The sequence below is a fragment of the Stenotrophomonas sp. 278 genome (assembly GCF_003935715.1).
GTDB classification, from domain to species: domain Bacteria; phylum Pseudomonadota; class Gammaproteobacteria; order Xanthomonadales; family Xanthomonadaceae; genus Stenotrophomonas; species Stenotrophomonas maltophilia_AH.
This window is the reverse complement of the sequence record NZ_RHPP01000002.1, coordinates 33,611-52,856: the sequence shown is the minus strand read 5'-3', so window position 1 is coordinate 52,856 and position 19,246 is coordinate 33,611. Positions and strand designations below refer to the sequence as shown.

13 protein-coding genes are annotated in these 19,246 nt (G+C 65.0%); 5 read left to right on the top strand and 8 right to left on the bottom strand.

Going from position 1 to position 19,246, the window contains the following annotated elements; translation table 11 throughout:
* Positions 1-52: 52 nt before the first annotated feature.
* A complete protein-coding gene (locus EGJ34_RS00740) occupies positions 53-1,111 on the top strand; it encodes a LacI family DNA-binding transcriptional regulator (RefSeq protein ID WP_125358100.1) in 1,059 nt (352 codons plus the stop codon).
* 14 nt (positions 1,112-1,125) lie between these two features.
* On the opposite strand, the gene EGJ34_RS00735 is transcribed toward EGJ34_RS00740, so the two are convergent.
* From EGJ34_RS00735 to EGJ34_RS00705, 7 genes are all read right to left on the bottom strand, one after another.
* Complete coding sequence (locus EGJ34_RS00735; protein ID WP_125358098.1) at positions 1,126-3,684, bottom strand: exo 1,3/1,4-beta-D-glucan glucohydrolase; 2,559 nt, start codon at positions 3,682-3,684, stop codon at positions 1,126-1,128.
* A 23-nt stretch (positions 3,685-3,707) separates the two neighbouring features.
* Positions 3,708-5,042 carry a xylose isomerase gene (xylA, locus tag EGJ34_RS00730; protein ID WP_125358096.1) on the bottom strand — a complete coding sequence of 445 codons (1,335 nt, stop codon included), beginning with the start codon at positions 5,040-5,042 and terminating at the stop codon, positions 3,708-3,710.
* A 44-nt stretch (positions 5,043-5,086) separates the two neighbouring features.
* Positions 5,087-6,580, bottom strand: coding sequence for a xylulokinase (gene xylB / locus EGJ34_RS00725; RefSeq protein ID WP_125358094.1), 1,494 nt, complete (start codon positions 6,578-6,580; stop codon positions 5,087-5,089).
* A gap of 66 nt (positions 6,581-6,646) precedes the next feature.
* Positions 6,647-8,137 (bottom strand): tryptophan halogenase family protein, encoded by a 1,491-nt coding sequence (locus EGJ34_RS00720; RefSeq protein WP_185750020.1) that lies wholly within the window; start codon positions 8,135-8,137, stop codon positions 6,647-6,649.
* A gap of 52 nt (positions 8,138-8,189) precedes the next feature.
* Positions 8,190-9,209 carry a cupin-like domain-containing protein gene (locus tag EGJ34_RS00715; protein ID WP_125358091.1) on the bottom strand — a complete coding sequence of 340 codons (1,020 nt, stop codon included), beginning with the start codon at positions 9,207-9,209 and terminating at the stop codon, positions 8,190-8,192.
* Between the two features lie 3 nt (positions 9,210-9,212).
* Positions 9,213-9,968, bottom strand: coding sequence for a SapC family protein (locus EGJ34_RS00710; RefSeq protein ID WP_125358151.1), 756 nt, complete (start codon positions 9,966-9,968; stop codon positions 9,213-9,215).
* An 81-nt stretch (positions 9,969-10,049) separates the two neighbouring features.
* Positions 10,050-13,175, bottom strand: coding sequence for a TonB-dependent receptor (locus tag EGJ34_RS00705; protein ID WP_125358089.1), 3,126 nt, complete (start codon positions 13,173-13,175; stop codon positions 10,050-10,052).
* Between the two features lie 296 nt (positions 13,176-13,471).
* Here EGJ34_RS00705 and EGJ34_RS00700 point away from each other — a divergent pair, with 296 nt between their 5' ends.
* Positions 13,472-14,554: a LacI family DNA-binding transcriptional regulator gene (locus EGJ34_RS00700; protein WP_125358087.1), complete on the top strand. Its 1,083-nt coding sequence runs from the start codon at positions 13,472-13,474 to the stop codon at positions 14,552-14,554.
* 91 nt (positions 14,555-14,645) lie between these two features.
* On the opposite strand, the gene EGJ34_RS00695 is transcribed toward EGJ34_RS00700, so the two are convergent.
* A complete protein-coding gene (locus EGJ34_RS00695) occupies positions 14,646-15,644 on the bottom strand; it encodes a glycoside hydrolase family 43 protein (protein ID WP_125358086.1) in 999 nt (332 codons plus the stop codon).
* Positions 15,645-15,749: 105 nt separating this feature from the next.
* Here EGJ34_RS00695 and EGJ34_RS00690 point away from each other — a divergent pair, with 105 nt between their 5' ends.
* From EGJ34_RS00690 to EGJ34_RS00680, 3 genes are all read left to right on the top strand, one after another.
* A complete protein-coding gene (locus EGJ34_RS00690) occupies positions 15,750-16,703 on the top strand; it encodes a 2-dehydro-3-deoxygalactonokinase (RefSeq protein WP_125358084.1) in 954 nt (317 codons plus the stop codon).
* Positions 16,704-16,884: 181 nt separating this feature from the next.
* Positions 16,885-17,943: an aldose epimerase family protein gene (locus EGJ34_RS00685; RefSeq protein WP_260476860.1), complete on the top strand. Its 1,059-nt coding sequence runs from the start codon at positions 16,885-16,887 to the stop codon at positions 17,941-17,943.
* Positions 17,944-18,057: 114 nt separating this feature from the next.
* On the top strand, positions 18,058-19,206 hold the full coding sequence (locus EGJ34_RS00680; protein WP_125358080.1) for a cellulase family glycosylhydrolase: 1,149 nt from the start codon (positions 18,058-18,060) through the stop codon (positions 19,204-19,206).
* Positions 19,207-19,246 lie beyond the last annotated feature (40 nt).

The following is a 19,246-nucleotide window of genomic DNA, read 5'->3' as shown; positions in this document are numbered from 1 at the left end:
ATCCGCCCTCGCTGCAGCGCGGCGGCGTCACAGAGATCGAAGGGTACGCGTATTGGACAAGCCGAAGAAATCGGTCCGCCGCAAAACCAGCGGCGTGACGATCGACGAGGTGGCAGCACGGGCCGGCGTGTCGCCGATGACCGTGTCGCGGGTGATCAACCAGGGCAAGGTACGCGACACCACGCGCGAACGGGTGATGGATGCGGTGCGGGAGCTGGGCTACACACCGAATCTGGCCGCCAGTACCCTGGCCGCTGCCCAGCACATCCGCGTTGCACTGATCTACACCAATCCCAGCGGTGCCTACCTGCGCGAGCTGCTGGTCGGCCTGCTGCGGGTTGCCTCCAATGCCGCCATCCAGCTGGTCATCGACTACTGGGACACGCTGGAGCCGGCGGCGGAACGCAAGGCCGCGCGCGCGTTGTCCGGCCGCGTGGACGGGGTGATTCTGCCCCCGCCGCTGTGCGAATCCCGGGCGGCGGTGAGCGAGCTGGTCAAGGCGGGCATTCCAGTCATCGCGATTGCCTCGGGCCGGCTGGGCGACGGTATCTCCTGCGTCCGCATCGACGATTTCCACGCCGGCAGGGAAATGGCCGAACACCTCATCCAGCACGGCCATACCCGCATCGGGTTCATCTGCGGGCGCCACGATCTCAGCGCGAGCGCACGGCGCTACGAAGGGTTTGTGACGGCGTTGCATGAGGCCGGGCTGGAGGTCGAATCCGGGCTGGTGCAACACGGCGACTACACCTACCGTTCCGGCCTCGACGCGGCAGAAAAGCTGCTTTCCCACCCAAGCCCACCCACGGCCGTGTTCGCCAGCAATGACGACATGGCCGCGGCCGTCATTTCGGTCGCGCACCGCCGCGGTCTCGATGTCCCGCGTGACCTCTCCGTGGTGGGTTTCGATGACAGCTCGGCCGCCACCACGGTGTGGCCGGAGCTGACCACCGTGCAGCAGCCGATTGGCGCGATGGCCGATGCCGCGCTCGAGCTCCTGCTGCGCAGCATCCGCCACAAGGGCGAAGCGCCCCTCGCCTTGACCGACCACCTGGTCCCGCACCGTCTGGTGGTGCGGGACTCGGTTGCGAAGCCGCCGAAGCGTCGATAGCGCCGCGGGCATGGTCACTTGCCCGGGCATGCGACCGTGACTTCCGCTTCGTTCAAGGCACCCAGGGCCACGCGCGACACGGAAACCGTCATTGCTCCGGAAGTTCCCAGTGACCAGGGCCGGTCCAGCTTGCTGACATCGGCACCGGCAGTGGTGAGGCATTTCAGCGGAACGCCGACCTGCTTCCATTGACCCACCGGCAGCTCCGCCAGCGTCGGCCCGATGTCAACACGGGCCGAGCAGCCGGTGCCGCAGCCGACCGCCAGCCACGCCTTGTCCTTGGGGGCGGCGTCAACACGCAGCGTGGTCAGCAGCATCAGGTCGCCGTTGCTTTCGCGCTGCACGTCCAGCGCCGTGTGCGATTGCAGTGCAACGGTGGCCTCGCCCTTGCCCGACCATGCCAGGCGGCGTCCGTCCTCCTGTGCGAGGTGGTCGACGCCCGTGACCTTCAACAGATCGCCGTCGAGGGATTCCGGCACCTTGGTGACGGTGACGCCCTGCCCGGCCTGGTTCTCCAGTCGAAGTGCGATGCCGGAACCGGCGTCGCCCCGCGCAAAATACACGCCCACCGCACCTTCATTGCCGGTCACGCCCGATTCCTCCGGCAGTGCCGCCAGGTCACCCTTGTCCGCGTAGGTCAGGCCGTAGCCGAACGCGAACTGCGGGTTGTAGTCTTTCTGCCCGACATTGTTGGCGTACTGCGTCGCGGTGCGCGGCCAGCTGAAGCTCAGCTTGCCCTTGAAATCGTGCTGCACGCTGCCATCCGGCTTGCGCAACAACACATCGGCAATGCCCGCCCCTTCCGAGCCCGGCAGCCAGGCCGCAACGAAGGCATCAGCCGCGTTGATCTCGCGGTTCACCCACAGCGGGCGGCCACTCAGGAACACCGCCACCACCGGAATGCCGTCCGCCTTCAAGCGCTTGAGCAGTTCCAGATCCGAATCATCGCCCTGCTTGTAGGCCAGGGTTGGCAGGTCGCCCTGGAACTCGGCATACGGGTTCTCGCCGAACACCACCACCGCCACATTCGGCTTGGTCGTGTATTTGCCGTCAACCGCCAGCACCGCCTCACCGCCTGCGGCTTTGACCTGTTGCGCGATGCCTTCGTAGATCGTGTCGGCGTTCGGGAAGTCCTTGCGGGTCGTACCGGTGCCCTGCCAGTTCAGGGTCCAGCCGCCTGCCTGCTTGCCCACATCATTGGCCCCATCGCCGGCCACCAGGATGCGTTGCTTCGGTGCCAGCGGCAGCACCCCGCCCTGGTTCTTCAGCAGCACCAGCGACTCACGCACCGCCTGCCGCGCCACGGCGCGATGCTCCGGCGCACCGATCAGCGCGAATTGACCGCCAACCGCACGCGTGGAAGGCTTGCCGGCTTCGAACAAGCCCAGGCGCATCTTCACCCGCAGGATCCTCCGCACCGCTTCGTCCAGCCGTTCCTGGCTGATGGTGCCGTCTTTCACGGCCGCCAATGTGGTTTCGTAGAACCCCTTCCAGCTGTCCGACGCCATTGCCATGTCCAGGCCGGCGTTGATCGTGGCCGGGCAGTCGGTGGTGGTGCAGCCTTTCACCTGGCCGTGGCCGTTCCAGTCGCCGACCACGAAGCCGCCGAAGTTCATCCGCCCCTTCAGTGCGTCGATGAGATATGGCTTGTGCCCGTGCATCTTCTCGCCATTGACGCTGTTGAACGAGGCCATCGCGGTCTGTGCACCGGCTTCAATCGCCGGCGGATAGCCGGCGTTATGGATGCGCACCAGCTCGGCTTCGCTGATCTTCGTGTCGCCCTGGTCCTTGCCGTCGGTGGTACCGCCGTCACCGAGGAAATGCTTGACCGAGGCAATCACATGCCGGCCATCCAGGAACTCGGGCGAACCGACCTTGCCCTGCAGGCCTTCGACCATCCGGCCGGAATAGCTGGCCACGATGTCCGGGGACTCGGAATAGCCTTCATACGTGCGGCCCCAGCGATCGTCCTGCGGAACCGCCACGGTCGGGGCGAAGGTCCACTCCATGCCGGTGGCACGGGTTTCCAGCGCGGTGATCTCACCGATCCGGTGCAGCAGCTCTGGATTGCGCGCCGCGCCCAAGCCGATGTTGTGCGGGAACAGGGTGGCCCCGACGATGTTGCTCTGCCCATGCACGGCGTCGATGCCGAACAGCACCGGAATGGCCTTGCCACCCTGCGAGGTATCCATCGAGGCGGCGTAGAAGGCATCGGCCAGGGCCAGCCATTCGGCCGGCGACGCATCGTACCGCCCACCCGGGTCGGAGTTGCCGCCGGCCAGGATGGAGCCCAACCGGTACCTGCGCAGATCGTCCGGGGTGATGCTGGCGATGTCGCCCTGGACCAGCTGACCCACCTTCTCCTCGACGGTCATGGTCGCCATCAGGTCGGTAATGCGCTTTTCCATCGCGGCATCTTCGGCCAGCGGCCAGGTCACCTGCGGCCAGGGGTTGGCATCGGCCTGCGTCGCTGCCGGCACGGCGGCCTTGTCTTCGCCCTTGCAGGCGGCCAGCGCCAGCAGCAGGGCGACAATCAAAACCCCGCTACGGCGTGTCGAGTCTGTGTGGGTCATGGTGGTCATCCTTGTGGGCGCGTTCAGCGCAACAGGTATTGGTTGATCAGGTTCTCGTAACGTTCCTGCCTGCCACTGATCTGCTTCGGCTCGCCACCCTTCGCACCCAACTCCGCCAAGTCGGCAAGACTGAGGGCTCCCCGTTCGAACTGCTGGCCGGCACCGCTGTCGAAGCTGGCGTAACGCTCCTTCCGCCACTGCTCCCACGGCGAGTCATTCAACAGCCCATGGGCCACTTCCAGCCCGCGTGCAAACGCATCCATGCCGCCGATGTGGGCAATGAACAGATCGTCCAGATCGGTCGATTCACGGCGCACCTTGGCGTCGAAGTTCAAGCCGCCTTCCAGCCCACCCTGGCGCAGCACCACCAGCATGGCACCGACCGTGTCGTACAGGTCGGTCGGGAACTGGTCGGTATCCCAGCCGTTCTGTGCGTTGCCGCGATTGGCGTCGATGCTGCCGAGCAGACCATGATCGGATGCGACCTGGAGGTCGTGTTCAAAGGTGTGGCCGGACAACGTCGCGTGATTGGCTTCGATATTGAGCTTGAAGTCCTTCTCCAACCCATGCTCCTTCAGGAAGCCGGCCACGGTGGCACTGTCGAAGTCGTACTGGTGCTTCATCGGCTCCATCGGCTTGGGCTCGATCAGGAAATTGCCCTTCAGGCCGATGCTGCGACCGTAGTCGCGCGCCATGGTGAGGAAGCGGGCGAAATGCTCGACCTCCCGCTTCATCTGGGTATTCACCAGCGAGGCATAGCCTTCGCGGCCACCCCAGAACACATAGTGCTCCCCACCCAACTCCACGGTGGCTTCCAGTGCAGCCTTGACCTGCACGGCGGCGCGCGCAACCACGGCGAAGTCCGGATTGGTCGAGGCACCGTTCATGTAGCGCGGGTGCGAGAACAGGTTGGCCGTGCCCCACAGCAGCTTCATGCCAGTAGCGTCCTGGCGCTCCTTGGCCAGCCCGACCATGTGCTTCAGGTTCTTCTCGTACTGGGCCGGGTCGTCGGCGTCCGGGGCCAGGTCGATGTCGTGGAAGCACCAGTACGGCACGCCGAGCTTGGTGAAGAACTCGAACGCCGCATCCACCTTGGCTTCAGCACTCGCCATCGGCAAGCTGGACTCCCACGGGAAGTGGCGGGTGCCCGGGCCGAACGGATCATGCCCGGCGTTGCAGAAGGTATGCCAGTAGCACACAGCGAACCGCAGGTGCTCCTGCATGGTCTTGCCACCGATGACCTTGTTCGCGTCATAGACCTTGAACGCCAGCGGATTGTCCGAGCCGCGACCTTCGAACGGGATGCGGCCGATGCCGGGGAAGTACTCCTTGGCGCCGATGTAGGGCTGCGTGCTCATGCTGCATGTTCCTTTGGTTATGCGAGGTATCGCGAAAAGTGAGATCAGCCGCGCTGCAGCGGCGTGATGGCGTCGAGGTGTTGGAGATAGCGGGCGTATGCGTTGGCGTAGGCCTGGGTCCGCGCCGGATCCGGGCGTGCCGAAAGCGCTGTATCCATCGCGACATGCCGATGGGTGATGTCGTGAATGGAGGCCGCATCGCCGCGTGAACGGCCCAGCGCCCACAGCGCCTGCAGTGCGGCACCGAAGGCCGCACCTTCAGCCTGCACCGGCACCTCCACCGGCAAGCCGAACACATCGGCCACCAGCTGCCGCCATTCGGCGCTGTTGCTGCCGCCGCCGGTCAGCACAATGCGATCGAACTGCATGCCGGCACGCACGAAGGCGTCGTAGCCATACTTCAGGCTGTACGTGGCCCCTTCCATCGCCGCGCGGTAGAGGTGCGCCGGGGTCATGTTGGTGGTGTCCAGCCCTGCAAGTACGCCTTTGCCGTGCGGCAGATCGGGGGTGCGCTCGCCGTTGAGGAACGGCAGCATCACCAGCCCCCCGGCCCCTGGCGCGGTAACGCGCAGGTGCGCGTCGCCATCGCGGGTGCTGAACCCGAACGCCTTGGCGACCTGCTCGGTCACCACGGTGCAGTTCATGGTGCAGATCAAGGGCAGCCAGCCGCCGGTGGAGGAACAGAACGCAGCCCACGCGCCCTCCGGGTCCACCACCGGCGTGTCGGAGTACGCAAACAGCGTTCCCGAGGTGCCCAGGCTCATCGCCAACCGCCCGGGGACCACGCAGCCGGTCCCAATGGCGGCCATCATGTTGTCGCCCCCACCCACCGCCACCTTCGCGGTTGCCGGGATGCCCAGTGCGGCCGCGATGGCAGGATCCATGTCGAACAAGGCATCAGGCTCGGCGATGGGCGGCAGGCATTCCGCAAGGTCCCGCGCCGGATCGGTGGCGCGCAGCAGCTCGCTGGACCAGGTGCGGGTTCGCACGTCCAGCCAGCCGGTACCGGAGGCGTCCCCGTACTCGCAGAAACGCTGCTCGGTCAGCACGAAATTGAGGTAGTCGTGGGGCAACAGGATGGTCGCCAGGCGCGCGTAGGCTTCGGGGCGATGCGCCTTGGTCCACGGCAGCTTCGACGCGGTGTAGCCGGTCAGCACCGGGTTGCCTGCCAGTTCTATGGTACGGGCGGGACCACCCACCGCGTCCATGATCTGCGCGCACTCGGCCGACGTGCTGGTGTCGCACCAGAGTTTGGCCGGTGCCAGCACCTCCCCGGCCGCATCCACAGGCACGAACCCATGCTGCTGGCCGGATACCGCCAATGCGGCGATGTTCGCGCGGACGCTGGGGTCCAGCGCAGCGAAACACGCATGCAGCGCGGTCACCCAGTCGGCGGGCCGTTGCTCACGGCTGCCATCGGCACTGCTGCTCAGTTCGAGCGGCGCGCTCGCAGCAGCCACGATGGCCCGCCCTGCGGGGTTGTAGACCACCACCTTCAGGCTCTGTGTACCCGCATCGATTCCCGCAACCAGATCCATCAAAACACCCTTTGAACGTTGAAAGTTAGCGCTACCTCGAACGGTCGACAGAAGGCCGCGCGGCAGCTATGCCAGGGCCACCCGGGACGGCCACACTTCCGGTGCGGCCCTGCAGTACCGCTCGATGAACGCATCCTGGGTCGGCATCCTGGCAACGGCCTGGTGCAGCGGCTGCTGGATCCGTGCCAACAAGGTGCGCAGATCGGCGTCGCCCAGGGCGCGCGCCAGCGGATGCGGGGCACCGGGTTGGATCCCCTGCCCCAGGAGCACGCTGGTCCACGAATCCACGCGGAACAGTTCGCCGGGGTCCTGCCAGGCGTGCGCGCGCTCGCGCCACGCACGCAGGCGGATGTCCAACGACTCCGGCAGTGCCATCTCGCGACATGCTTTCCACATCGGTTCGTCGCGCTGGGTGGCGTGGTAATGCAGGATGATGAAGTCACGCACGTGCTCCATTTCCTGTTGGCTGACCTCGTTGAACAACCGCACCAGCGACGGGCTGATGCCGTCGAACGGGAACAGCTGGATCAGCCGGACCACGGCGCTGATGGTCAGGTGGATGCTGGTGGACTCCAGCGGCTCGATGAAACCGCTGGCCAGGCCAAGCGAGACCACGTTCCGGTTCCAGGCCTTCAGCCGGCGTCCGCTGCGGAACGGGACCAGCCACGGGTCTCGCAGCGGCTCGCCCTCCACATCACGCAGCAGCTTGGCATGCGCCTCATCGTCGGACATGTGGCGGCTGGAGAACACCAGCCCGCAGCCGACGCGGTGCTGCAACGCGATATGCCAACGCCACCCTGCTTCATGTGCAATGGCACGCGTATACGGCACCGGCGGTGCCACCGCCTCGGTCTGCACCGCGACGGCGCGGTCGCTGGGCAACCATTCGTGCCAGTCCTCGTAGCCGGTCTTCAGGGTCTGCTCGATGAGCAGGCCGCGGAACCCGGAGCAGTCGATGAAAAGATCGCCTTCAATGACCTGCCCGTCCTCCAGCACCAGTGCCTGCACCGAGCCGTCATGGGGATGTTGCCGGACTTCACGGATCTTGCCTTCCACGCGCTTCAGCCCCTGCGCTTCGGCCTTGCGACGCAGGAACTTTGCGTACAGCCCCGCGTCGAAGTGGTAGGCGTAGCTCACCTGCGGCTGGGTATCCAGCGAAAACTGATCACCGCGCGAAGCAAGGCTTTCCAGGCAGAAGTCGCCCAGGTCCGAGGGCATGCCGCGGCGCAGGCTGTCCAGCCAGAAGTGATGGAAGGGCGTGGCCCAGGTGTTCTGCCCGATGGTGCCGAATGGATGGAAAAAGCGTTCACCGGGCCGACGCCAGTTCTCGAACGAGATCGAGAGCTTGAAGGTACCCGCGACCTCGCGCAGGAACTCCTGTTCGTCGATCTGCAGGAAGCGGTGGAAGGTGCGGATGGGCGGCACGGTCGACTCGCCTACCCCCACGGTGCCGATCTGCTCTGATTCCACCAGGGTGATGTCCAGCTGGTCACGGAACTGGTGTGCCAGCGCGCAGCCTGCCAACCAGCCGGCCGTGCCGCCACCGGCGATGACCACCCTGCGGATCCGTACATCGGTTGTATCAGCCGCGTTCAATGCGATGCTCCCCTCAACGGTTGAGTCGACCCAGCAGCTGGGCGCGCACGCGGCGGGCCTGCGTCTCGTCGAACGGTGCCAGTTCCCCGCGCGCGGCCTCGGGCAGGTGTTGCCCGGCGCGCGCTGCGGGACCGAAAACGTAGTACTCGAATATCTTCGCCCATGCCTGTTTTTCCCGTTCCGGAAGATCGCGCAGCGCCCACATGGCGTGCTGCAGCGCAGGCAGCGGCGAAGTCAGGAAGGCGGGCGAACTGCGCCACCAGTAGTTCACCAGCACGTTGAACGGCTCGAGGCTGCGCACGTGGTGCCACCACATGCTGGGGATGAAAATGGCGTCACCGGGCTCCAGCACGGCGCTCTGCGCGCTCGCCAGGGCCTCACGGAAACGCGGGTGCCGATCAAAATCCGGCTGTTCGAAATCCACCACGCTGACCACCTGCCCGCCTGGCGTCGGTTCCAACGGCCCCGGATAGAGGTTGTCGATCTGCTCCGGCGGGAACAGGGTGAAGCGGCGCCGCCCGACCGCGCAGCAGGCCAGGTTGTCCGGTGTGTCGAAATGGCAGGATGCGGTGACCCGGTTGCCGATCCAGATGCTGGCTGAAGCGCTGATGCCCAGCGCTGCCAGGCCGGCGTCGTTGTCCCGCGCGAAGCCGGGCAAGGCCCGCTCGATCAGCAGCGATGCCACGTAATAGGTGGGTGGGCGCGGCACGTCGAAGGTGCTGGCAATCTCGTCGAGTACCGCGCTCAGCACCCCGCGCCGGACCTCGAAGTTCAACTGGGTGAAATCGGCGTTGTAGAACGGGCGGCCGTCGATCCCAGGAGCACCGAATGAGTACTGCACCGGCACGCCGGCGTCGAAACGCCGCAGGTAATCCAGCGCGTCCGCCGTCGAGCGCCGCCCCGCCTGGACGAGTGCCCAGTCGCGTGCGATGCCGCGCAACACCACCGGCTCACCGGCAGTTACCAGTGCTTCCATCGGCAGCGCGGCAGGATCCAGCCCGTCCAACGTCCGCATGGCAACGCCGTGCAGCATGGCTCAGTTCCTGCCGGACATGGCAGCGTCCTGCAACCGCAGCCGCCGCTGCTTCTCGGCGATCAGGCGGCGCATGTTGTGCAGCGACGCCAGCATCAGGTACACGCCCTCCAGATAGCCGGCCCGGTTGAGCTCGGCCAGCGCTGAACCGTCCAGTCCGGCCAGTCGATCGCGGTCGATGGCATGCAGCCCATTGACGTTCACCCGGTGCTGCGGGTCGATCGTTACGTCCAGCGCAACCGGCTGGATCAAGCCTTTGGCGTCGAGCGCCGCGAACATCTGCGCGCCAAAGGCGTGTCCGTCGTGGATGCCGCGCAGTACGCCGGCAATGTGGTCCAGATACGGGGTGTTACCGCCCTGCGGCAGGAACACCGGCTCGCCCTGCCGGGCGGTCACCCGCGGATGCTCGATATCCACGTGCAGCACCGCTTCCTGGGTGAGTTCGCCATCGATGCGCTGCTCCTGGAACCCGATCAGGAACGGCCCCTTGGCCGCTGCACCGGGCAGGTAGGAGGCATTCCAGCGGCCGTCCTGCAGGTACAGATTCTCATGCTGTTCGAAACCGAGCAGGGCCACCGACTGCCATTCTCCAGCCCCCGCCTCCCTGCGCAGGAAGATCGGGTACTCGCGCTGCAGCTCGGCGAACTCACTCGGATACGCCGGCACCATGCCCACCGCGTCACCCAACTCGGGCCCGAAGCCGGTGGCCACGCGCAGGTCGCGGTGAGCGATGTTGTTGAGCATTTCGTAACGCGGCATGGTGTCGTCCGATTCGAGCAGAAACATTGCGAAGGTGCCGCCGCCGAGGCAGCGGCACCGTGTTGCCGTCTACTGCCCGGATCAGAACCGGTAGCGGACGCCCAGCATGTAACGCGGACTCTGGTCGGCCAGTTTCACGATCATCTGCGAGGTGCGCGAACGCCAACGGACGTCTTCCCCGGTCAGGTTGATCGCTTCCAGGCCGAACGACCAGTTGTCATTCAGGGTGTAGTTCACGCTGAGATCCCACTGGTCATACTCTTCCACATAGTACGGGTTCCGGCTGGCTCCCTGGTTGGCCAGGATCAGGTATTCGTCGCGCCAGTTCCAGGCCAGGCGGACCGACCAGCCATACTTTTCGTACATCAGCATCACGTTGGCGGTATCGCTCAGGCCGGTGAGCGAGAACTGGTCGATGTTCGGATCACCCGCATCGTTGTAGCCCACGTCACCGTTGACGATGGTGTAGTTGGCGAGCACGCCGAACCCGGTTTCGCCGAAGAAGTACTGCCCGCCCAGTTCCCAGCCGTGCAGCTTGGACTCGTTCTGGTTGATGGGGCGGTTGACGTTGAACTGGTACAGCGGGTCGGCTGCCGTCCCGTACAGGTCGTAGGCGGCTTCGGTGGCCAGGACCTGCGCGTCCGTACCGTCGTAGGCCCCCAACCCGGCCGGGTTGTTGCGCAGCAGGGCCAGCGCGGTGAACAGTGCGGTGTCATTGGCATTGCAGGCCGCCGCATTGGCCGCGCCCACCTGGCTGACGCACGCGCCGCTGGTAAGGAACGCCAGGGCTGCCTGTGCGTCCGGACCGGAAGTAGGATCGCGCAGGCCGTACAGGTTTTCCTGCACGATGGTGTTGCCGATGAAATTGGCCACCTGCTTGTTCCAGTAGGTCACGGATACATAGCTGGCGTCCGCGAAGTACCACTCCAGGGCCAGATCCAGGTTGTCCGACTCCAACGGCTTCAGCTGTGGATTCTGCGCCGTGCCGCTGGCGCGCACGGACGGATCGATCAGCACAGAGCCGAACGGCTGCTGTGCGGTCGGGCCTGCATACAGGTTGCCGATCGGCGCACGCGCAATGCTCTTGCCGAACGAGACGCGCCCCTTCAGGTCGTCCATGAGGTCGATGCTGAAGTCGAGATTAGGCAGGATGTAGCTGTACTTGTTCTTTTCGGTGAACGGCTGCTGCTCGTCGGACAACACCACCCGGAAGTCGTTGTTCGACTGCCATTCAATCGCCTCGGGAATGGCGATGATCGACGTCGACACCACGTCGGTGGTTTCATAGCGCACGCCCAGGCGCGTATTGGTGCGCATGCCGCCCAGTTCGCCGTCCAGCTCGACCTGGAAATAGGCCGATTTGGTCTTCTCCTCCACCCGGTTGTCGGCTGCGTTCTGCGGGCTGACGCCCAGGTTCGCAGCGTAGTTGGCACCCGCCCACTGCGCGAGCCGGCCAGCGTCGCCGCGCCAGGCGGTGAAGCTGTTGGCGCTGTAGTCGTCGAACAGGCCGACGATGTTGACCGGCTGCAGCAGGTCCATCAGTCCGTTGGCGACATCGCCATCCACGTTGGCCACGCCCCAGTCGCCCAGCGTGTTGTAGTTCTCCGCCGCCTGGATGCGGTGCGTCGTCTGCTTGCTGGAGTCGACGCCAAACTGGAAACGACCGGAGTCGAAGTTCCATTCACCGTCGATCCGGCCCTGCTTGATTTCGCTGATCTGGGTCTGCGAGTTGATGCGCAGCACCTGCGAACCGATTTCACCTGATTCGAAGGCGGGATTGACCACCCCATTGGTGCCGGCAATCGCGTCGGCGGTGGTGGGATACCAGACCTTGGTGCCTACCGGCAGCCCATTGTTGAACACCATCTCCTGCACATAGGACCCACCGCAGTGCGGCCCGGTGGTGCAGTTGTTGGTGCCGGCAATGCTGGAGAAGATGGAGCCGCCGCCGGTCAGCGGGTCGTTCGGCAGGCTCTCATTCTTCGAATTGTGCGCGTCGAAGCTCAGCTTGAACCGGTCGGTGACGTCCCACTTGGCATTGAAACCCAGCGAGCCCAGCTTGTACTTCTGCATGCTTCGCTGCTGTTCAAGCCCGAAGTCCTTCGTGCCGGCGATTTCACGGATGTAGACCGGCGTGGCAATCGCACCACTGGTATCGAAGGTGACGTCGGTGTAGTTGCTGTTCTGCAGCCACATGCCCTGCTCGCCACGATTCTCCTCGATTTCGTTGGTCGAATAGGTGTAGTCGAGGGTCAGCGTCACCGCGTCGGTGGGGGCGAACTGCAGCACCGCCTGGCCATTGATGCGCTCGCGCTCGAACTCGGCGAACGCATAGCGAAGATCATTCGGGCGCGCGTACAGCGCGCCCACTGCCGGTGCGTTGACCACGTTCGGATTGCCCGGCAACGTGCCGGTCCACGGCTGGATGTTCCAGTAGTTGTTGGTGGCCTGCACCGAGCCACCCTTGCGCTTCTGGTAGCTGGCGCTGACCCCGACGCCCCAGGTCTTGTCCGGGTTGCTGTAACTGAAGATACCGGACAGTTCCGGCGTCAGATCGCTGTCGAACGGCTGGCTGTCGTCGTAGACCGCCTTGGCCCCGGCACTGGCGACCAGGCCGTTATGGTCGAACGGACGCGCGGTCAGGATGTTGATGGTGGCACCGATGCCGCCGCTGGGAACATTGGCCTGGCTGGTCTTGTAGACCTCGATGCCGTTGATGGCCTCTGCCGCCAGCTGGGCGAAGTTGAATGCGCGGGTACCGCCGTCAATGCCACCGATGGCCACCTGCCCGGCCGCACCAAAGGCATCGGCACCGGGCATCTGGCGGCCGTTGAGGGTCACCATGTTGAACTGCGGGCCAAAACCACGCGCGGTCACCTGCGCGCCTTCACCGTCACGACGTTCGATCGAGATGCCGGTGATGCGCTGCAGCGATTCGGCCAGGTTGGTATCGGGGAACTTGCCGATGTCCTCGGCACTGATCGCATCCACCACGCCAGCCGAGTCGCGCTTGATGTCCATGGCTTGGCTGAGGCTGTTACGGATGCCGGTGACCTGCACGGTATCAAGCTGGGTCGGGCTGGCCTGCTGCTGCGGTGCGGCGGCCGGGGTTGCTGCGTCCTGCGCGAACGCGGGATTGATGACCAGGACGCCACCCACGAAGGTGAACATCGCCCGGGATGTGATCTTGCTCAGCTTGCGGCTCATGAACGGGCCCCCGGCTGCGCGGTACGGCGAAACGTACAAGCACTCATGACGCTCCCCTCTGACATACGATCGAATGGATGTATCGCCCCTTCCGGGGGCCACCTACGGGTCATGCCCGTCTTCCACACCGAACATCGCAGTGCGCTTTGCACGAACTGCGACTCAACTCGCTTTCAGGACTGCCAGATCGACCGCATGGCATTGGGGGGCACAGTTCTGAGTCTTACCCTGGCTCAGTGGTAGCGCTACCATCTCGTCAGGGCGCAGACTAATCACCCGGTCACACGGTTGTCATCATGCAGCGCAGCAAAGGAACCCATTGCGTGAAAAACAGCAGCAAGGCGGTCCGACGGAAAGCGAGTGCAATCACCATCGACGAAGTGGCCGCGCATGCAGGCGTCTCTGCAATGACGGTTTCGCGTGTAATGAATGGGCATGCCAGCGTGCGCGAAAGCAACCGCGACCGGGTGCTGCGCAGCGTGCGTGAACTGGACTATCGCCCCAACCCCGCCGCGAGTGCGTTGGCGGCGGCGCAGCATGTCTCCATCGCACTGATCTACACCAACCCCAGTTCAAGCTATCTGCGCGAGCTGCTGGTGGGTGCCCTGCGCGGCTCTACCCGTGCAGCGGCGCAGCTGATGATCGCCACCTGGGACGGACTGGACTCCAAGGCACGCCGCGAGGCCGCACGGCAGCTTGCCGACAATGTAGCGGGCGTCATTCTGCCGCCGCCATTATGCGAATCCCGCGCGATCGTGATGGAGTTTGTTCAGGCCGGCATTCCGGTGGTGGCGATCGCCTCGGGCCACCTGAGCGACAAGGTGTCCTGCGTGCGCATTGACGACCATCGCGCAAGTTACGACATGGTGTCGCATCTGATTGCACAGGGGCACCGGCGGATCGGTTACATCAAGGGCGACCCAAATCAGACCGCCAGCGCGCATCGCTGGCTGGGCTATCTGGATGCCCTCTCAGCGGCGGGTATTCAGTTCGATGACAGCGTTGTCCAGCCCGGTCATTTCACCTATCGCTCAGGCTTGCAGGCCGCGGAGCGGTTGTTGTCGCTGCGCAATCGGCCCACGGCGATCTTTGCCAGCAACGACGACATGGCCTCGGCGGTCGTTTCGGTCGCGCACCGGCGGGGACTGGACGTGCCTGGTGACCTTTCGGTGGTCGGGTTCGATGACACTTCAGCTGCGACGATGGTGTGGCCGGAGCTGACCACCCTGCATCAGCCGGTGGCGGAGATGGCGGATACGGCCATGGAGATTCTGCTGCGGGAAATTCGACATGCACCCGGTCCCGGGCGCGGCATTGTCAACCGGGTGTTGCCACACCGGTTGATCATGCGCGGATCGGTGTCCAGGCCGCCTGGCTGACGATTCTATGTTCGTCGGCCAAGCCGTAGAGCCACGCCCCGCGTGGCTTCGACCGTGTCTGACACCGAGCGCAGCCACGCAGGGCGTGGCTCTACGGTCCTCGGCCGACAGGTCGAGCCAGCACCGGCCTGCCCTGCGCGTCCCAACGCACCGGCTGGATGCGCGGTGAGCGCTTTCCGGTGCAGCCCATTTCCGGGCCGGGGTTGGCGTGGTAGACGATCCAGGAGGTGCCGTCGTCCATCTGGAAGAAACCGTTGTGCCCGGGCGCGTACACATTCCCGGCGGGGTTCTTCTCAAGGATGGGCCGCGCGGCCTTGGTCCACGCATTGGCATCCAGGAGGTTGGCCCCCTCCTTGGCCCGCAGCAGTCCAATGGCGTAACCATCGGACCAGCAGGCACTGGCCGAGAAGGTCAGGAACAGGTCACCCTTCGGACCCTGCAGGAACTCTGGCCCTTCCAGAATCTGCCGTCCGCCCTGCCTTTCCCAGGCCTGGTCCGGTCGTGCGATGATGGCCTCCTTCCCTTTCAGCGTCCACGGATTGGCCATTTCCACGATGGCCAGCACGCTGTCCGGGCCCACGTACGGCGAGTACACGAAATAGCGTTTGCCATTGGCGGTGAACGTGGTGCCGTCGATACCGGGCTGCGCGGTGGTCAGGCGGCCGCGATCAGTCCAGGTGCCTTTGGTCGGGTCCACTCCGCTGTTCTCCAGCACGAACACACCGCGATGCGCGTCTTCTTTTCCTTCGGGCGCATCGCTGGCGGCGGCTGTGTAGTAGATGTACCACTTGCCGTCGATGCGATGCAGTTCCGGTGCCCAGATTGACTTCGCGTTAGCGCCGGTTGCCGGTGGCCGCCAAACAGTGATCTCCGGCGCTTCGTTCAACCTGGCCAGGTCGGTAGTGGCGCGGATCGCCAGACGATCACCGTGCGTGCCCATGTAATAGAACACCTGCCCGTCGCGGACGATCCACGGGTCCGGGCCGGAGTCGAGCAGCGGGTTGGCCTGCGCCAGATCCAGTGCCGAAGTGCCTGCCGACGCCTGCAGGAGTGTAGCCACCACCAACGCACGAAGCGTGCCGTTCACCATGTTCCCCTCCCAAGGGTTCCCGCACCGGCAGGCTTGCCAGGCGCTCGCCACCAAAACATATAATCAGACAATAGGCAACAGCTGCCGTTCGTCTGAGGAGGGGTCATGCCGCATCACCGTACTGACAACATCATAGGCATCAACTGGGGCAGCTCGAACCTGCGGGCGTATCTGATCGCCGCGGATGGCCGGTTGCTCGACACACACGAAGAACCCGCAGGCGTGGCCACGTTGTCGCGCGACGGCATGATCATCGCTGCGGACAGCATCCGGGCGCGCTGGCCGAAGGCCGCGCGTGCCTATGCGGCGGGCATGATCGGCTCGAACGTGGGCTGGGTGGACGCAGGCTATGTGGAATGTCCTGCAGGTGCGGAAACCGTTGCGCAGCGACTGGTGGCCACCCGGGTCGGCAGCCTGGAGTTGCGCATCGTGCCGGGCATGGCCTGTGTGCGGGCTGTCGATGGCGCGCCCGATGTGATGCGCGGTGAAGAGACGGAACTACTGGGACTGCTCAGCGGCGGTGCCATTGGTCCCGACGCCATCGTCGCCCTGCCCGGTACCCACACCAAGTGGATACAGCTGCGTGCGGGGCGAGTGGAAAGTTTCATGACCGCGATGTCAGGGGAACTGTTTGATCGGCTGGCGGGCGGTGGATTGCTGGCGTCCGTGCTGGAGGGGCCTGGCGTTGTCGGGACGGCATTCATGGAGGGGGTGCGGATTGGAGCCGCGGGGGCGCTGGGCTTGGGGGCGTTGCTGTTCGGGGTGCGGGCGCGGGTGATTCGGGGGATGTTGCCGCGCGTTGACTCCAGCTCGTATCTGCGTGGGGTGTTGGTGGGCGCGGAAATCAAGGATGCGATGGCGCTGTTTCCCGCGCTTGGGGAAGGTGGTGCGTGGGCCGGCCAACGGCCGGCGCTACCGGTGGTTGGGTCGGGGCCCGTGACACTGATGTATCAGGCCGCGCTTGACGAACTGGGGGTTGCATCACAGGCAGTGGCCTCTGCGGACGCTGTGGTACGAGGCTTTTCAGCGATCCATGCGATGGCCTGCCCTGTGCGCTGAGCGATTGGCCCACAGCGCTTGCTGCGTCGCAACGTGCGTATTGTCTGATTATATGTTTTTGTACGCTCCACGACATCGAGAGGGGTCTGGCGCCATGCTTTCTGGGAAGGGAAAGGCTGCAGGGTTGATTGGCATGTTGGCGCTTTCTGCGGTGGGGACGGCAGGCGCACAGGAGCGCACCGTGATCGGGAAAACAGCGGATGGCACGCAGGTGGAATCGATCCTGCTGCGCGACGGCAGCGGCATGCAGGCACGGGTGATCACCCTCGGTGCCGCCCTGCACTCGCTCGAAGTGCCGGATCGTGATGGCAAGTACGCCGATGTGCTGCTTGGCGACCGCAACCTGCAGGCGACGCTGGACAATCCGCAGTACTTCGGCACCATCGTGGGCCGGTTCGCCAACCGCATTGCCAAGGGCCGCTTTACTCTGGACGGCAAGACCTACCAGGTGCCGGTCAACAACGGCGTAAATGCACTGCATGGCGGCAAGCGCGGATTCGACAAAGTGGTCTGGAAAGTGGTCGAAGCCACCGCCGACCACGCCACGCTGCAGCATGTCAGCCCGGATGGAGACCAGGGCTTCCCGGGCACGCTCACCGTCACCGCCACTTATGCGTTGAAGGGTAATGGCCGGCTGGAGATCGACTACAGCGCCACCACCGACGCCCCGACCATCGTCAACCTCAGCAACCACGCGTACTGGAATCTGTCCGGCGAAGGTTCTGGTTCTGCAATGGAACATGAGCTGACCATTCCCGCCGGTGCCTACACCCCGGTGGATGCCACCCTGATTCCTACCGGTGTTCTGCAGCCGGTGGACGGCACAGTGTTCGACTTCCGCACCGCCAAGCCGATCGGTCGCGACCTGCGCCGGGGCGACGAGCCGCAGTTGCTGATCGGCCAAGGCTATGACCACAACTTCGTGATCAGCAAGACCCCTTCGCGCGAACTGCGCGAAGTGGCCCGCGTGCACGACCCACGCTCGGGCCGGGTGATGGTGTTGAGTTCCACCCAGCCCGGCCTGCAGTTCTATTCCGGCAACTTCCTGGACGGCAGCACCGTCGGCAAGAGCGGCCGCGTGTACCGCCAGGGTGATGCCATCGCGCTGGAACCGCAGCTGTTCCCGGACACGCCCAATCAGCCGGCGTTTGGATCAGGACGACTGGCACCGGGCGAGACGTATCTGAATCGCATCGTCTACGACTTCTCGACGGATCGACAGACCCCGAAGCGTCGCTGATCGCGCGCACGCAATGATCGCCGGTCCGCGCACCGGCCCCATGACCTGACACGCAATGCCCGACTCCCGGTAGCCACCGGGACGGGCAGCTCATGACTGAAGGAGATGCACCTCATGCGTAAGTGGCTTACCCCCTTGCTGGCGACGATGCTCGCCGTGGCCCCCCTGGCACAGGCAAACGATGCAGCGCGCTGGACCCCGGCCGAAGCCGATGCCTGGTATGCGAAGCAGGAGTGGCTGGTCGGTGCGAACTACACCACCTCCAATGCCATCAACCAGCTGGAAATGTTCCAGGCTGAGACCTTCGACCCGGCCGCGATCGACCGCGAACTGGGTTGGGCCAAGCAGCAGTTCGGCATGAACACGATGCGCGTGTACCTGCATGACCTGCTCTGGCAGCAGGATCCGCAGGGCCTGCTGAAGCGGGTCGATACCTTCCTCAGCATCGCCGAGAAGCACGGCATCAAGCCGATGCTGGTGCTGTTCGACAGCTGCTGGGACCCGGACCCGGTACTGGGCGCACAGCGCCGACCGATTCCCGGCGTGCACAACTCCGGTTGGGTGCAGAGCCCCAGCCGGCACATGCTGGTGGATCGCGCCAACGATGCGCACTTCCAGGCCTATGTGGAAGGTGTGATCGGTCACTTCGCCAACGACAAGCGCGTGCTTGCGTGGGACCTGTGGAACGAGCCGGACAACCCTGGCGGCGGCAACTACATGGACAAGCAGCTGAAGGGTGAGCAGGAACGCATTGCCGAACTGCTGCCGAAGATCTTTGACTGGGCGCGTGCGAAGAAACCGGCGCAGCCGCTGACCAGCGGTGTGTGGATCGGTGACGACTGGTCGCCGGGCGCGGCCTCGCTCACGTCCATCCAGCGCACCCAGCTGGAGCAGTCCGATGTGATCACCTTCCACAACTACGAACAACCGGAAGCCTTTGTTTCCCGTATTGCCCAGCTGCGCAAGTATGGCCGTCCGCTGATCTGCACCGAATGGCTGGCACGTGGCAATGGTTCCAATGTGGACACCATCCTGCCGATCGCCCGTCGCGAGAACATCGGCATGATCAACTGGGGCTTCGTCGACGGTGCCATCCAGACCCGCTTCCCGTGGGACAGCTGGCAGCGCCCTTACACCATGGAGCCGCCGACCGTGTGGTTCCACGACCTGCTGCACACCGACGGCACGCCCTACCGGGCCCGCGAGGCGGAGCTGTTCCGCAACCTCGCCAAGACCCCGCGCAAGAACGTGCCTGCTTTCTGATACCTGCCCCCTCCGCCCTCGCTCGAGGGCGGAGCACCCA

Bases quoted from the DNA above. Each gene is read 5' to 3' on its own strand.
- EGJ34_RS00735 (WP_125358098.1), bottom strand. From the start codon at position 3,684: ATGACCCACACAGACTCGACACGCCGTAGCGGGGTTTTGATTGTCGCC.
- xylA (WP_125358096.1), bottom strand. From the start codon at position 5,042: ATGAGCACGCAGCCCTACATCGGCGCCAAGGAGTACTTCCCCGGCATC.
- xylB (WP_125358094.1), bottom strand. From the start codon at position 6,580: ATGGATCTGGTTGCGGGAATCGATGCGGGTACACAGAGCCTGAAGGTG.
- EGJ34_RS00715 (WP_125358091.1), bottom strand. From the start codon at position 9,209: ATGCTGCACGGCGTTGCCATGCGGACGTTGGACGGGCTGGATCCTGCC.
- EGJ34_RS00710 (WP_125358151.1), bottom strand. From the start codon at position 9,968: ATGCCGCGTTACGAAATGCTCAACAACATCGCTCACCGCGACCTGCGC.
- EGJ34_RS00705 (WP_125358089.1), bottom strand. From the start codon at position 13,175: ATGAGCCGCAAGCTGAGCAAGATCACATCCCGGGCGATGTTCACCTTC.
- EGJ34_RS00700 (WP_125358087.1), top strand. From the start codon at position 13,472: ATGCAGCGCAGCAAAGGAACCCATTGCGTGAAAAACAGCAGCAAGGCG.
- EGJ34_RS00695 (WP_125358086.1), bottom strand. From the start codon at position 15,644: ATGGTGAACGGCACGCTTCGTGCGTTGGTGGTGGCTACACTCCTGCAG.
- EGJ34_RS00690 (WP_125358084.1), top strand. From the start codon at position 15,750: ATGCCGCATCACCGTACTGACAACATCATAGGCATCAACTGGGGCAGC.
- EGJ34_RS00680 (WP_125358080.1), top strand. From the start codon at position 18,058: ATGCGTAAGTGGCTTACCCCCTTGCTGGCGACGATGCTCGCCGTGGCC.